The 14593-nt window shown below is 46.4% G+C and carries 14 protein-coding genes; all 14 read left to right on the forward strand.

Features of this window, described 5'->3' with window-relative positions; all coding sequences use genetic code 11:
- Positions 1–255: 255 nt before the first annotated feature.
- Positions 256–774: a YceD family protein gene (locus FKV70_RS11635; RefSeq protein WP_064798124.1), complete on the forward strand. Its 519-nt coding sequence runs from the start codon at positions 256–258 to the stop codon at positions 772–774.
- A 191-nt stretch (positions 775–965) separates the two neighbouring features.
- Positions 966–1139, forward strand: a complete 174-nt coding sequence (rpmF, locus tag FKV70_RS11640) for a 50S ribosomal protein L32 (protein WP_013370634.1) — start codon at positions 966–968, stop codon at positions 1137–1139.
- Positions 1140–1415: 276 nt separating this feature from the next.
- Positions 1416–2012 (forward strand): transcription factor FapR, encoded by a 597-nt coding sequence (gene fapR, locus FKV70_RS11645; RefSeq protein ID WP_014599659.1) that lies wholly within the window; start codon positions 1416–1418, stop codon positions 2010–2012.
- A complete protein-coding gene (plsX, locus tag FKV70_RS11650; RefSeq protein ID WP_064798123.1) occupies positions 1996–2988 on the forward strand; it encodes a phosphate acyltransferase PlsX in 993 nt (330 codons plus the stop codon). The genes fapR and plsX overlap by 17 nt, the downstream gene beginning before the upstream one ends.
- 8 nt (positions 2989–2996) lie before the next feature.
- The gene (locus FKV70_RS11655) at positions 2997–3986 is read left to right on the forward strand and encodes a beta-ketoacyl-ACP synthase III (protein WP_063209013.1); all 990 of its coding nucleotides are present in this window, start codon (positions 2997–2999) and stop codon (positions 3984–3986) included.
- An 81-nt stretch (positions 3987–4067) separates the two neighbouring features.
- The gene (gene fabD, locus FKV70_RS11660; RefSeq protein ID WP_142612943.1) at positions 4068–5009 is read left to right on the forward strand and encodes an ACP S-malonyltransferase; all 942 of its coding nucleotides are present in this window, start codon (positions 4068–4070) and stop codon (positions 5007–5009) included.
- A 51-nt stretch (positions 5010–5060) separates the two neighbouring features.
- A complete protein-coding gene (fabG, locus tag FKV70_RS11665; RefSeq protein WP_142612944.1) occupies positions 5061–5810 on the forward strand; it encodes a 3-oxoacyl-[acyl-carrier-protein] reductase in 750 nt (249 codons plus the stop codon).
- 108 nt (positions 5811–5918) lie between these two features.
- The gene (locus FKV70_RS11670) at positions 5919–6152 is read left to right on the forward strand and encodes an acyl carrier protein (RefSeq protein WP_007429985.1); all 234 of its coding nucleotides are present in this window, start codon (positions 5919–5921) and stop codon (positions 6150–6152) included.
- A 228-nt stretch (positions 6153–6380) separates the two neighbouring features.
- Positions 6381–7619, forward strand: coding sequence for a beta-ketoacyl-ACP synthase II (gene fabF / locus FKV70_RS11675; protein WP_063209007.1), 1239 nt, complete (start codon positions 6381–6383; stop codon positions 7617–7619).
- Between the two features lie 12 nt (positions 7620–7631).
- Entirely contained in the window at positions 7632–8330 is a 699-nt protein-coding gene (rnc, locus tag FKV70_RS11680) for a ribonuclease III (RefSeq protein ID WP_013309856.1), read from the forward strand.
- 254 nt (positions 8331–8584) lie between these two features.
- Positions 8585–12154: a chromosome segregation protein SMC gene (gene smc, locus FKV70_RS11685; RefSeq protein WP_142612945.1), complete on the forward strand. Its 3570-nt coding sequence runs from the start codon at positions 8585–8587 to the stop codon at positions 12152–12154.
- Between the two features lie 38 nt (positions 12155–12192).
- Positions 12193–13209 carry a signal recognition particle-docking protein FtsY gene (gene ftsY / locus FKV70_RS11690; RefSeq protein ID WP_142612946.1) on the forward strand — a complete coding sequence of 339 codons (1017 nt, stop codon included), beginning with the start codon at positions 12193–12195 and terminating at the stop codon, positions 13207–13209.
- Positions 13210–13369: 160 nt separating this feature from the next.
- Positions 13370–14020, forward strand: coding sequence for a PAQR family membrane homeostasis protein TrhA (trhA, locus tag FKV70_RS11695; protein ID WP_142612947.1), 651 nt, complete (start codon positions 13370–13372; stop codon positions 14018–14020).
- Between the two features lie 165 nt (positions 14021–14185).
- Positions 14186–14554, forward strand: a complete 369-nt coding sequence (locus FKV70_RS11700) for a putative DNA-binding protein (RefSeq protein ID WP_142612948.1) — start codon at positions 14186–14188, stop codon at positions 14552–14554.
- Positions 14555–14593 lie beyond the last annotated feature (39 nt).

Below are 14593 nucleotides of genomic sequence, written 5' to 3' on the forward strand. Positions count from 1 at the left end.
ATTTCATCATGCACATGAACAAGACCATTGAGACCTAGACCAAAAAGCTTTATACTCGCATTATTGTACACGAAGAGTGGCGGGGGTACGAATACTCATAGGTACATGATGAACACAACACATTTTTTGCACTCTGCGTAGATCCTAATGAACCATTAGAAAACTGACGGATTTGCAAGTGGTGTAAAGTGAAAGGTGTTGACAAACGACTCAATCAGTCGGTATAATAATTTTTGTTTGTTTGGAGTGATAGTGATGCAACTATTTTTTCGCAAAGTAGCAACAAGTGATGGTCCTGTTCCAATTCGTGAATCTCTTAATGTGAGTGAATTGGTAGCGGATCGTGCTGATGTTACAGCCGTTTCCCCGCTGGAGACCGACTTGGTCGCCGTTAGTCTGGGTCAAGGCTCGATGAGCGTGGAAGGCACGTTGACCGCAGGTCTGGACATGCTTTGCTCACGCTGCTTGAGCCCGATGCACGAGGATTTGAAGATTGAATTTCGTGAACGGTTCAAGCAAACCTCATCTTCAAGTGTTGAAGAAGAGGATGAAGATGGCGATTTTATCGCAGTGACGGAGGATTCCTTCGACATTGCGCCGTATTGTGAAGAACTGTTTGTACTGCATGTGCCGTTTGCGCCGATATGCAGTGAGGATTGTCAGGGAATCGCACCAGCGGCCGGACAAAACTGGAGCATTGGCTCCGACGACAGTAACGGAGATACGGAAAAGATTGATCCGCGTCTGGCAGGGCTTAAGGATTTTTTTAAATGAGAATTGAGTTCAATTTTGAAAAAAATCATCATCCGCTTGTGCCGGGAAATTATTGAACCGATACATGGATGTTGCAGACTTGATTCACCGGCTGTAAGATTATTGTCTTTTGGCATTTTCTTTCAGTCTTGAATGAGATAAGAAGTCATACCCGTCAATGCGGGGTTGATCTGTTTAAGGAGGTGGGAATAATGGCAGTACCTCAACGGAGAACATCCAAAACTCGTCGCGACAAACGTCGTACTCACTTTAAACTGGAAGTACCAGGTATGGTGAAATGCTCCGAATGCGGCGAATTGAAACTTGCTCACCATGTGTGCAAAGTTTGCGGAACGTACAAAGCTAGAGAGATCATCTCTCAATAATATCCGATAAGCGGATTCTTTGGAATATTCGCAGAAAAAGTAGCGCTTCACTTCAGTGAGGCGCTACTTTTTTTATCAGCATGCTTTCTTTTTGCGTCAGCATGCTATATACTGTTTTAGTACCAGGTTCTAAGAAAGAAGGTCCCAAGAGGCTCCTTTATACATACAAGAAGACAAACCGGCTTGAAGCTTAGCCGTTAGAACGTAAAATAACCTGAACTGTCGGCTGAACGGCAGTTTACTGTAGGGAAAGGAGGCGTCACTGATATCGAACGTTTGCCGAAGAGACAGAGGCAGCAACGGCTGACTCAATTAATTGATGATAATCCGTTCGTGACGGATCAGGAATTGACAAGACAATTGAAGGTAAGCATTCAGACTATTCGGCTGGACCGAATGGAGCTGGGAATTCCGGAATTGCGGGAGCGGCTAAAGTTGATGGCTGAGCGCTCCTACGATCAGGTTCGTTCCTTGCCTTTACATGAAGTAATCGGGGACATTGTTGATCTCCAGTTGGATCGAAGCGGTATTTCGATTTTCGAGATCAAAGAGGAACATACCTTTTCACGGACAGGCATTGCACGAGGACATTATGTGTTTGCACAGGCCAATTCATTGGCCGTTGCCGTAATTAACGATGAGATAGCATTGACCGCTTCAGCGGATATTCGCTTTGTTCGTCCAGTTCATTTGGGTGAAAAATGCATTGCCAAGGCATATGTGCGTTCAAATCCAGAACAAAAAGGAAAAGCCAAGGTGGAAGTGTTTGCCTACGTAGGAGAAGAGATGGTATTCCAAGGTAACTTTGTTATTTATCGCTCCACGGAGGAAGAGTATAGCGAAGGAGGAAGTCAGCATGCGGATCGCCATTGATGCCATGGGGGGAGATAATGCCCCTGAGGCGACAGTAGAAGGCGCGTTATCTGCGGCAGCGGAATGGAAAGATACAGACATTACGCTGGTTGGTGACCAGGAACGGATTGAATTGGTTCTGAACGGCAGGACGCTGCCTACGAATCTCAGCATTCGCCATGCGTCCGAAACGATAGATGCGCAAGACGAGCCTGTAAAGGCCGTACGGCGTAAAAAGGATGCCTCGATGGTCGTAGCTGGTCGAATGGTTAAGGAAGGCGAAGCGGATGCCATGATATCCGCAGGTAATACAGGCGCTCTAATGACTACAGGATTGCTGGTGGTTGGTAGAATGGAGGGCATTGAGCGTCCGGCTCTCGCGCCGATGATACCGACGATTGACGATCAAGGTATTTTAGCGCTGGACTTGGGGGCCAATATGGATGCCAAGCCTGAACATCTTGCTCAGTATGCACTCATGGGGAGCTTGTACCGTCAGAAAGTTCACGGTCTGGCTTCTCCAAGGGTAGGGCTGCTGAATGTTGGGACTGAAGCTGGAAAGGGCAATGAACTGACAAAGTTGGCATTCCCTCTCATTGAGCAGCTACCTGTCAATTTTGTGGGGAATGTTGAATCTAGAGATGTGTTAACCGGGAATTGTGATGTACTGGTGTGCGACGGATTCGCCGGTAATATTATGCTAAAATCGCTGGAGGGAACAGCTGGAGCGATATTTTCTCTCCTTAAAGAGCAGTTCACCAAATCCTTAAAGACCAAGCTGGCGGCAGCCTTGATTATGCCAGAACTTCGGGGTCTGAAAGGGAAAATGGATTATAAAGAGCACGGCGGGGCCCCTTTGTTGGGGTTGAGCGGACTCGTCTTAAAAAGTCACGGTTCGTCTGATGGCACTGCCGTCAAAAATGCGGTTAGACAGGCTCGCACGGCCTTACAAAACCGGTTGGTGGAAAGTATATCTAAGGAAATCAGCAGGAAGTGAGTGACGATATGAATAAATTACGGCCGGTTGGTGTTATCGGAACAGGGAAATACGTACCTGAGAAAATTCTGACTAATAAAGATCTGGAAGAAATTGTCGAAACGAGTGATGAGTGGATTGTCAGCCGTACAGGGATTCAGGAGCGCCATATTGCTGCTCCAGAGCAGGCTACATCTGATTTGGCATATGAAGCAGCAGTTAAGGCATTGGAATCTGCGGGTATGACGGCACAGGATTTGGACCTGATTATTGTAGCTACGGTTACACCGGATATGGCATTTCCGTCAACTGCTTGTATTCTTCAAGATAAGTTGGGTGCCAAAGGTGCAGCGGCCTTTGATTTGTCAGCTGCATGCTCGGGTTTTGTGTACGGGCTGGCTACGGCAACGAGCTTCATTAAGACAGGGATTTATAATAATGCGTTAATCATTGGTGCAGACTGTCTTTCCCGGATTACAGATTATACGGACCGCAATACCTGCGTTCTTTTTGGAGATGGAGCAGGAGCTGTAGTGATTGGTGAAGTACCTGAAGGCAGAGGATTCCAATCCTTTGATCTTGGAGCTGAAGGCGCTGGAGGCACCTTGCTCAAGTTGGAAGCTGGGGGCTCACGTTTGCCTGCGAGTACCGACACACTGGAAAATAAACAGCACTATATTTACATGAACGGACGCGAAGTGTTCAAGTTCGCAGTTCGCGTTATGGGAACAGCAACGGTTGATGTGTTGGAGAAAGCTGGGATGTCCAAAGACGACATTGATCTGTTTGTCCCGCATCAAGCCAATATTCGTATCATCCAATCAGCAATGCAACGCCTGGATTTGCCTGAGGAAAAGGTAGTTATTAATGTTAATAAATATGCAAATACATCCGCAGCATCTATTCCTCTCGCTCTTGTGGAAGCAGCTGAGGAAGGCCGCATGAAGGAAGGCGACCGTGTACTCATGGTGGGCTTTGGCGGCGGTTTGACTTGGGGTGCGTCGGTTCTTATCTGGTAATTAAGTGCAATTTTTGATATAATATTGAATTTGACTAGTGTTTTACAGTAGAAGTATGGGAAACAGAGAGGTGCATGCACGATGGGCAAAACGGCATTTATATTTCCTGGTCAGGGTTCACAAGCGGTAGGTATGGCTAAAGATGCTTATGAAGCAGTTCCAGCCGCAACAGAAGTATTTCGTAAAGCAGACGAACGTTTGGGTTTCGCGCTAAGTACACTGATATTTGAAGGGCCGGACACAGCCTTGAAGCAGACATCCAATACGCAGCCTGCACTGTTAACGGCGAGCATTGCGTTGTATGAAGCGTTCAAGGACAAGGGCATTCGTCCTGATTATGTAGCTGGGCACAGTCTAGGAGAGTACAGCGCGCTAGTGGCTTCCGGTGTTCTCACATTCGAGGATGCGGTTGAGACTGTTCGTGCACGTGGTCAGTTTATGGAACAAGCCATTCCTGATGGACAAGGTGGGATGGCTGCTGTGCTGGGAGCTGATCGTGAAGCATTGGCCGTATTGTGCCGTGATATCACAGAATCTGGTCAACTGGTTGAATTGGCTAACATCAACTGTCCCGGACAAATTGTTGTATCGGGTACAAAGGCGGGCGTAGCTGCTGTCGCTGAGCGTGTGAAGGAAGCAGGCGGCAAGCGTGCTATCACTTTGGAGGTCAGCGGTCCTTTTCACTCCTCCTTGATGAAGGAGGCAGCGGACAAGCTCTCTACTAAATTGGAGACTGTGAAATTTGCCGAAGCTCAGGTTCCGGTGGTGACCAATGTAACAGCAAAACCTGTCCGTGAGGGAAGTGAAATTCGCCAACTATTGGTGGAACAGGTCTATTCCCCGGTGCTATGGGAAGACAGTGTAGCATGGCTACTGGAACAAGGTGTGGACACCTTTGTGGAGTTTGGACCAGGTAGTGTCTTGACCGGACTGGTTAAAAAGATTGACAAAACGGTAAAGCTGTATAATATAAGTAGCCTGGAGTCGTTCGCTTCTGTAACAGAAGCCTTGGAAGCCCGCTAAAAGTATTAATGATTGCCTTTACGGGTTAAATACTTGCAAGGGAGGACTATGATGTCTAAGCCATTAAGTGGAAAAACAGCGCTGGTTACAGGAGCATCGCGTGGAATTGGTCGTAGTATTGCACTGGCGCTGGCTGAAGCAGGCGCTAATGTTGCGGTAAACTATGCTGGTAGTGAAGCGGCTGCGACTGAGGTAGCAGAATTGATTCGTGCCAAAGGCGTGGAAGCTATTACAGTTCAAGCTAATGTCGGGCGTGCTGAAGAAGCTGACCAGCTAATCAAGGATGTGATTGAGGCTTGGGGCAAGATTGACATCCTGGTGAATAATGCTGGCATAACAAGAGATAATTTAATCATGCGCATGAAAGAAGAGGAATTCGATCAGGTGATCGAAACAAATCTTAAGGGTGTGTTTAATTGTCTCAAGGCGGCCACACGCCCGATGATGAAGCAGCGTTCCGGCCGAATTATCAATATTTCTTCTGTTGTCGGTGTACTTGGCAATGCAGGACAAGCCAACTATGTTGCTGCTAAAGCGGGAGTGATTGGGCTTACCAAATCCTCCGCTAGAGAGCTTGCCTCAAGAGGGATTACAGTGAACTGTGTGGCTCCTGGATTCATTGATACTGAAATGACGCAGGTGCTGGCTGATGATTTGCGTGACAATATGCTTAGCGGTATTCCGCTGGCCCGTCTTGGACGGCCTGAGGAAATTGCTGATGTGGTGCTCTTCTTGGCCTCGGATGCTTCCTCATATATGACGGGCCAGACCTTGCATGTGGATGGCGGCATGTATATGTAGTTCATGCTGCCATCCACATGCCCCGATGAAGAGTGGTTGATGAAAACTCTCTTCTATGGCATTTTAATTGTAATTTTCGTATAATACCATAAGGAGGAGGTGAGCCGGATGTCCGATGTATTGGAGCGCGTAAAACGCATTGTCGTTGACCGTTTGGGAGCCGACGAAGCCGAAGTTACACTTGAAGCATCTTTTAAAGATGATTTAGGCGCTGATTCTCTCGATGTAGTTGAATTGGTTATGGAATTGGAAGATGAGTTTGATATGGAAATCTCTGATGAAGATGCAGAGAAAATTACAACTGTAGGTGAAGTTGTAAAGTACATACAATCTCATACCTAATTCATGTCATCAAAAGTCCCGTTCTGTTACAGGCGGGACTTTCTCCTAATTATACAGATTGAACTAAAGACGGAATTGCCGCATGTTTTTGAGTTTGGCTCAGCTTCACTTTGTCGAAGGCTGAGTATAATGCGGCATTACTAACTTTAGTTGATTCTATATTATTTTTGTACACAAGCGTGCGCGATCTAAAAATACAATTTGCAGTAGACATAGAGGTGATTATCTTTGAAACAACGAGTTGTCATAACAGGAATGGGTGTAATCACTTCGCTGGGACAGGATTTGAGTACATTATGGGATAATCTGATGGCTGGAAAATCTGGTATCAGTAAAATCGAAGCTTTCGATACAAGTGATTACACTACGAAAATAGCCGCTTCCATTAAAGATTTTAATCCAGAGGATTATATTGATCGCAAGGATGCGCGTAAAATGGACCGCTTTGTGCAGTTCGCAGTTGCTGCTAGTAAAATGGCGCTTGAGGATAGCAAACTCGTAATCGGAGAAAATGTCGATGCCGAGCGCGTGGGTGTATCTGTTGGTTCTGGTATTGGTGGATTGGGTACTTGGGAAGATCAACACAATGCATTGATCGAAAAGGGACCTAAACGCGTAAGCCCTTTCTTCATCCCGATGATGATTGCGAATATGGGTTCCGGCCAAGTTTCGATTTCACTCGGTGCTAAGGGTCCTAATACATCGCCGGTTACGGCTTGTGCCACAGGCAGTCATGCCATTGGTGACTCTTTCCGCATGATTCAGCGCGGTGACGCTGACGCTATGATTTGCGGAGGTGCCGAAGCAACGATTCGCCCGATTGGTATTGCTGGATTTTGCTCCATGCGAGCGATGTCCACGCGTAACGATGAGCCGGAAAAGGCAAGTCGTCCATTTGATACCGAACGAGACGGGTTTGTTATGGGTGAAGGCTCTGGTGTTCTGGTTCTGGAATCGTTGGATCATGCTTTGAAGCGTGGCGCACATATTTACGGCGAAGTGATTGGCTATGGCCTTTCTGGCGATGCCCATCATATGACAGAGCCTGATCCAGAGGGAGCGGCACGTTGCATAAGAATGGCGATCCGTGATGCTGGATTGAATCCTGAAGATATCGATTATATCAATGCGCACGGTACATCTACACCAGTTGGTGACAAATCGGAAACAGAAGCAGTCAAGAAAACGCTTGGAGAGCATGCCTATAAGGTAGCGATCAGCTCGACCAAGTCGATGACAGGGCATTTGCTAGGTGCAGCGGGTGGCGTTGAAGCTGTAATCTGTGGTCTTGCGCTTCAACATCAGACGATCCCGCCAACGATTAATTTGGATAATCAAGACCCTGCTTGCGATCTTGATTATGTACCTAATACGCCAAGAAAAGCGGATCTGAATGTGGTAATGTCCAATTCCTTTGGTTTTGGCGGACACAATGCTACGGTTATTTTAAAAAAATATGAAGCGTAAGGGGTCAGTTCGTTGAGTGGAGACTTGAAGCAATTACAGCAGAAACTTCATATTCAATTCAACAATCGGCAGCTTCTGAAGCAGGCCTTTACGCACGCTTCCTACGTAAACGAACATCGATTCAGTCAGCATGCAGATAATGAGCGTTTGGAATTTTTGGGTGACGCTGTTCTGGAACTGACGGTGTCTGAGCAATTGTACAATCAGTACCCTAACCGGCCCGAAGGCGAACTAACCAAGTTGCGTGCAGCTATTGTCTGTGAGCCTTCTTTGGTGAAGTTTGCTGTCGGGCTTGAGTTCGGGCAGTATGTACTGCTTGGAAAAGGTGAAGAGCTGACAGGCGGACGTACTCGTCCGGCTCTGTTGGCTGATGTGTTCGAGGCGTTCGTAGGCGCGCTTTATTTGGATCAAGGTCTAGAAGCCGTCCGGTCGTTTCTGGAACGTTATATTTTTCCTCAAATTGTATTAAACGGTAAGCTTCAGATGAGTGATTTCAAAACAGAGCTTCAGGAACTGACGCAGCATCATAACATGGGGATGCTTGAATACAAGATTGTCGAGGAACGCGGACCTGCCCATGAGCGCGAGTTTGTAGCCGAGGTATATATGGACAGCGAACGGCTGGGGGCAGGTACAGGACGCTCCAAAAAAGAAGCTGAGCAGCAAGCGGCGGCAGTTGCTTTAAACCGTTTGAAGCTGGCGGAATCGTAATCGGTACCTGAGCGGCCCGAACGGGTGACGCAAGCAGAGGACACAAAGTAAGAGCAAAGGGCAGTCCGCGGGGAGTCCCGGCCCGTAATGGCGAATGGACTGCGTTTTGCTCTTTTTTCGTGGCTTAACTGCTGTAACGTGAGCGTCGATACTGTGCTTTTTTCAAATTATTTTTATGCTAGAATAGGGATAATTCATTCATCAGGTCAATGGAGTTGTACAAGCATATTTGAATGTTAGAGGTGAGATTAAGCATGTTTTTAAAGCGCATTGAGCTGGCGGGCTTCAAATCGTTTGCAGATAAAACGGAAATGGAATTTGTCCGCGGCATTACGGCAGTCGTCGGACCCAATGGAAGCGGGAAAAGTAATATTTCCGACGGAATTCGTTGGGTGCTGGGCGAACAGAGTGCCAAATCACTGCGTGGCGGCAAGATGGAGGACATTATTTTTGCAGGTAGTGATGCCCGTAAGGCTGTTAACTACGGTGAAGTATCGCTCACGCTGGATAATGAAGATCAGGCGTTGCCTCTGGATTTTGGTGAAGTGACGGTAACGCGACGTGTGCATCGGAGTGGGGATAGTGAATATTTCATTAATCGGCAATCATGCAGACTTCGAGATATTACAGAGCTGTTTATGGATACAGGCATTGGTAAAGAAGCTTATTCAATTATTGGACAAGGACGTATTGAAGAAATTTTAAGTACCCGATCTGAGGATCGACGGGGTATTTTTGAGGAAGCCTCGGGTATCGTAAAATATAAATCACGTAAAAAAGATGCAGTTCGCAAGCTGGATGATACAGAGCAAAATCTGCTACGTATTCACGATTTGGTGACTGAACTTGAGGATCAGATTGGGCCTCTTAAGGAGCAATCTGAAAAAGCAATTCATTTTAAAGAGCTGCGCAGTGAATTAAAATCAAAAGAAATTTCGATGTACGTCCACCGAATTGAACAGATTCATACTTCGTGGAGTGATGCGACTTCCAAACTGGCTTTGTTGCAGCAGGAGCAGCTTCAATTGTCTACTGTGGTGTCCCGCCACGATGCAATGCTGGAAAATGACCGTAATGAATTACGGCAACTGGAAGAGCAAGTAGAACGTCTGCAAAGAGAACTACTGCAATACAGTGAAGCTACGGAAAAAAGTGAAGGCTATGGTGAATTGCTCAAAGAACGTACACGTAATTTGGAGGCCAATCGGGAACAATTGATTTTATCCCTCAGCACAAGCGAATCACGACATTCCGAACGCAAAAGTGAACTGGATCAACTGAATGAGAAGCTGTCAGCGCTGAATGTTGAGCTGGACGAGTTGCGTGCGCGACTGTCTGACGAAGAGGCCAAACTGATTGGCGTCACAGGTGGAATCAGCCAGGAGCAGGAAGAAAGCCTAAAGGGTGGCCTGCTGGAGCTGATGAACCAGATGGCGCAGGCGCGTAACGAAATTCGTTATACCGACCAACAGAAGGAAGCGTTGGAACGTCGAGTGAATCGCGTAAGTGATGAATCTGGCAAATGGGAAGCCCAGAAAGCCGAACTTGAACAGCGCAAAAAAGGATTGGAAGCGGCGATTCAGAAGCTTGGACAGGAAATTAGCAGTTTGCGCAGTGGCTATATTCAGGGAAGTGAACAGTACCAGGCCCTGCAAAAACTACTGGAAGAAAACCAGGGCACAGTTCGTAAATGGGAACAAAAAAGAGAAGCTCAAATTTCACGTCGAGATACGATGAAAGAAATGCAGGATGACTTTGACGGCTTCATGCTTGGAGTTAAAGAGGTATTAAAAGCTTCACGCAAAGGAACTTTGTACGGTGTGCATGGAGCAGTAGCAGAGCTGATTCGGGTACCTGAGCAATTAGAACAGGCGATGGAAACTGCTTTGGGCGCTTCAGTTCAGCATATTGTGATGGAAAATGAATCGGTATCCAGACAGGCGATCAGTTTTCTAAAGCAACGTCAACTGGGCAGAGCGACATTCTTGCCAATGGATGTTATCCGCCCACGTCAGATCGGTGCAGGGGAACGCCAAATTGTAGAAAGCGCTGAAGGCTTTGTCGGAATCGGTGCAGATCTTATTCAGTACGATGATCGATATGCCGGAATTATAGGCAGTCTCTTGGGGAATGTGGTCATTGCTCGTACGTTGGAAGATGCCAATCGTATTGCTGCCCGCTGCCAGTATAGATATCGTGTTGTTACGCTGGAAGGCGATGTAGTCAATGCAGGCGGTTCCATGACTGGGGGGAGCCAGTTCAAGAAAAATGCTAATCTGCTAGGTCGTAAACGTCAGCTAGATCAGTTGGATCAAGACATTCTGGATACGGAACAGCAAATTGCCAGGTTGCGTCAGAGTGCAATAGATACCAAACGACAGCTGGAGGAGACGCAGACCCGTCTGGACGAACTGCGCCAGGGCGGCGATGTGAAGCGGACCGAAGAGCAGCAAATGGCAATGGAACTCAAACAACTTGAGCATGAACTTCGTCATGTTCTGGAACAGGTAGCTGCGTCTGGTCAGGAGAAAAAAGGCTTTGATCAGGAAATCAAGGAGCTGGAAACTTCCCGTGCAGAAGCGCTGGTCAAGTTGGCTGCGTTGGAAGAAGAAGAGAAGAAAACGCATCAGGCCATTCACGCTGCCGAATTTGCGCGTAAAGCGAATGAATCAGCTAAAGAGCAACTGCAGGGAGAACTCACGAATCTCAAGGTAAGAGAAGGCAAGCTTGACCAAGAGCGCTTTTCATTGGAAGAGCAGATTCGCAGATTGCGTGGAGATTATGATACCCTTGGTAAAGATTCAAGACAAAATAAGACCTTGCTTGCTTCCATTGAAGCAGATCTGCTCACTAATGAGCAGGAGACCGTTAAGCAGATTGAGAATCTCAATCAATATCGGTTGAAAAAGGAAGAAGCTTCACAGCAATTGGACCTCAAGCGGGCTGCACGCAGCAGCTTGTCCAAAAAACTGGAAGTAGCTGAGAATGATACGAAAGAACAGCGAATCCAGCTTAAGTCGGTGGAGGAACAACTCCGTCAAACGGAAATTGGAGTAAACCGACTTGATGTGGAACTGGAAAATGTTTTGAAAAAATTGAGTGATGATTATGAACTCAGCTATGAACTGGCGAAACAGCGTTACCCTATACCGGAAGATATTGAAGGTACGCAGAGTGAGGTGGAAAGACTCAAACGCGGGATTTCTGCGCTAGGTGAGGTCAATTTGGGTGCCATTGAAGAATACCAGCGTGTACATGAGCGTTATACGTTTCTCGATGAGCAAAAGTCTGATTTGGTAGAGGCTAAGACCACGCTTTATCAGGTTATTCGTGAAATGGATGATGAAATGTCCAAGCGCTTCAAGACTACGTTCGATGCGATTCGTCGCGAATTTGGAACGGTTTTCTCCAAGCTGTTCGGAGGTGGACGTGCAGATCTTGTCTTGCTTGATCCGGAGCGATTGCTGGAGACGGGAATTGACATTGTAGCTCAGCCACCAGGCAAGAAACTTCAGAACTTGCAGTTGTTGTCAGGTGGTGAACGGGCTTTAACAGCCATGGCATTGTTATTTGCCATTTTACATGTTAAACCTGTTCCATTCTGTGTACTCGATGAAGTAGAAGCAGCATTAGATGAAGCAAATGTGGTGCGTTTTGCTCAGTATTTACGTGAATTCTCAGAGCAGACACAGTTTATCGTAGTTACACACCGTAAGGGCACCATGGAAGAATCCGATGTGCTATACGGGGTTACGATGGAAGAAGGCGGGGTTTCCAAACTCGTATCTGTCAAGCTGGACAACGATGAAGCTGAGATTGCCTGACATCAAATAACATACTTTCAGATCAACGGAGGGAATCTATGAGTTTCTTTAGAAAATTAAAGGAAAGCATCGCGAGCAAAACGGAATCAGTCACCAAGCAGTTCAAAGATGGCTTGGAAAAAACACGTAAAGGTTTTGTAGAAAAAGTAACGGACCTGATGATTCGCCGTAAAAAAATTGATGAAGAATTTTATGAGGAACTGGAAGAAATTCTGATTGGAGCAGACGTAGGCGTCAACACGGTCATGAACCTCATTGAAGACTTGCGGGTAGAAGTGAAAAAACGCAAAATCGAGGATGCATCCGAGTTACAGCCTGTATTGTCGGAAAAGCTGTCCGAGTTGCTGCGGGGCAATGACAATAGTCAGCTCAAAATGAACCCTGACGGGATTACAGTCATCCTATTCGTAGGCGTCAATGGAGTCGGCAAAACAACGACCATTGGCAAGCTGGCGCACCGTTTTAAACAAGAGGGCAAAAAAGTATTGTTGGCTGCTGGGGATACCTTCCGCGCGGGTGCGATTGAACAGTTGGAAGTTTGGGGTGAGCGGGCAGGTGTAGAGGTTATTAAACAGCAATCTGGTTCTGATCCAGCTGCGGTTATGTTTGATGCTGTACAGGCTGCCAAGCAGCGTCAAGTAGATGTTTTGCTATGCGATACCGCAGGACGTCTTCAGAACAAAAGCAATCTGATGGAAGAATTGAACAAAATATTCCGCGTTATCCAGCGTGAAATTCCAGATGCTCCTCATGAAGTGTTGTTGGTACTTGATGCGACGACTGGACAAAATGCACTTAACCAAGCCAAACTGTTTGGTGAGAAGAGCGGCGTAACCGGTCTGGTACTGACGAAATTGGATGGTACAGCAAAGGGCGGGATAGTCGTGGCCATCCGTCAAGAATTGAATTTGCCTGTTAAGCTGGTGGGTTTAGGTGAAAAAGTAAATGATCTTCAACCGTTCGATTCAGAACAATTCGTTCATGCGTTGTTCGCTGGTTTGATCCAAGAAGAGGCCATCGAAGCAACTGCTGCTGGCGAGGAAGAGCAGAACTAATCCTGCTTGTTTTGTTTAGGCTTGCTTATAAGTCCGGGACTTAGCAGTGCTCCAGTTGCTGCTCAAGTCCGCCCAGGTGTATAATGAAAACAAGAGGTTTGACAATGCCGGATCAGTTTTTTGTATAAAAAATATTACACAGGAAGCCGGGTGAAAAACGATGGCAAACACCTATACTTATTCCCGACGGGAAGAAGTAGCCAACGCAATTACACATGGTATTGGAGTCGTTTTAAGTGTGGCGGCGCTTGTGCTGCTCATTGTTTTTGCTAGCGTGAAAGGGACGGCGTGGCATGTCGTAAGTTTTACAATTTACGGGATTACGATGCTGTTGCTGTATACCAATTCCACGTTGCTTCATAGCCTGCGTGAAGGGAAATTGAAGGATTTGTTCGAAATATTCGATCATTCTTGTATTTACCTGTTCATTGCAGGCAGCTATACCCCTTTTATGCTCGTTGCATTGCGAGGTACACTGGGATGGACGCTGTTTGGAGTGATTTGGGGGATCGCTCTGTTTGGTGTATTGTTCAAGGCGTTCTTCACTAAACGCTTCCTGTTTATGTCTACAGTGTTTTACATTATAATGGGCTGGCTCATTACCATTGCATGGAATCCCCTGACGGCTATTGTTCCCGCCGGAGGGATGACGCTATTGTTCGTAGGTGGTCTTATGTATACGTTGGGTACGATTTTCTATGTGTGGCGGGCATTTCCATATCACCATGCGATCTGGCATCTGTTTGTTCTGGCTGGCAGCATACTTCATTTTCTGGCTGTTCTGTTGTATCTTACTCCGGTAAGGGTGTAGGTGAGAGAGGGGAAAAACCGATCCATATTCCTGTTTAGGAGCAGTGGATCGGTTTTTTTTTGTATGACAAGGGATAACGCTTGACATCTTCTTTTCTTTTATGTATGATAAGGAACGTTGAAAAGAACTGTAAAGTGTTTTTCCTTGACGATGGAGGTATATACGATGAGTCAGGAGAATCGACTGGAAAAGACAAACCGGATTAACCGACTGTTTGACTTCTATGAACCTCTACTTACAGAGAAGCAACAGATGTTTTTAAAATATTACTTTCATGATGATTTTTCTTTGGGGGAAATTGCATCGGAATTTCAAATTAGCCGTCAAGCAGTCTATGAACATATTAAACGTGCTGAGCAGGTATTGGAAATGTACGAGGAAAAGCTCGGTTTGCTAAGTAAGTATGAGCATAGAATCCAAGATCTGGAAGAATTAAATAAGACGTTGTATGAGGCATTCGGTAAAATCGGTGAGTCCGATGAAGCCACTCTGCAACATGTCCATCAAATTGTAAATCGCCTGCAGGAATTGTAGGATATATAGATATAAGAACAAACAACCCTGGTAGACAAG

This window comes from Paenibacillus ottowii, from assembly GCF_006874425.1.
GTDB classification, from domain to species: domain Bacteria; phylum Bacillota; class Bacilli; order Paenibacillales; family Paenibacillaceae; genus Paenibacillus; species Paenibacillus ottowii.

Excerpts from the sequence above, each read along its gene's own strand:
- plsX (WP_064798123.1), top strand. The coding sequence starts at position 1,996 with ATGCGGATCGCCATTGATGCCATGGGGGGAGATAATGCCCCTGAGGCG.
- FKV70_RS11655 (WP_063209013.1), top strand. The coding sequence starts at position 2,997 with ATGAATAAATTACGGCCGGTTGGTGTTATCGGAACAGGGAAATACGTA.
- FKV70_RS11635 (WP_064798124.1), top strand. The coding sequence starts at position 256 with ATGCAACTATTTTTTCGCAAAGTAGCAACAAGTGATGGTCCTGTTCCA.
- smc (WP_142612945.1), top strand. The coding sequence starts at position 8,585 with ATGTTTTTAAAGCGCATTGAGCTGGCGGGCTTCAAATCGTTTGCAGAT.
- fabG (WP_142612944.1), top strand. The coding sequence starts at position 5,061 with ATGTCTAAGCCATTAAGTGGAAAAACAGCGCTGGTTACAGGAGCATCG.
- ftsY (WP_142612946.1), top strand. The coding sequence starts at position 12,193 with ATGAGTTTCTTTAGAAAATTAAAGGAAAGCATCGCGAGCAAAACGGAA.
- fabD (WP_142612943.1), top strand. The coding sequence starts at position 4,068 with ATGGGCAAAACGGCATTTATATTTCCTGGTCAGGGTTCACAAGCGGTA.
- FKV70_RS11670 (WP_007429985.1), top strand. The coding sequence starts at position 5,919 with ATGTCCGATGTATTGGAGCGCGTAAAACGCATTGTCGTTGACCGTTTG.
- trhA (WP_142612947.1), top strand. The coding sequence starts at position 13,370 with ATGGCAAACACCTATACTTATTCCCGACGGGAAGAAGTAGCCAACGCA.
- rpmF (WP_013370634.1), top strand. The coding sequence starts at position 966 with ATGGCAGTACCTCAACGGAGAACATCCAAAACTCGTCGCGACAAACGT.
- FKV70_RS11700 (WP_142612948.1), top strand. The coding sequence starts at position 14,186 with ATGAGTCAGGAGAATCGACTGGAAAAGACAAACCGGATTAACCGACTG.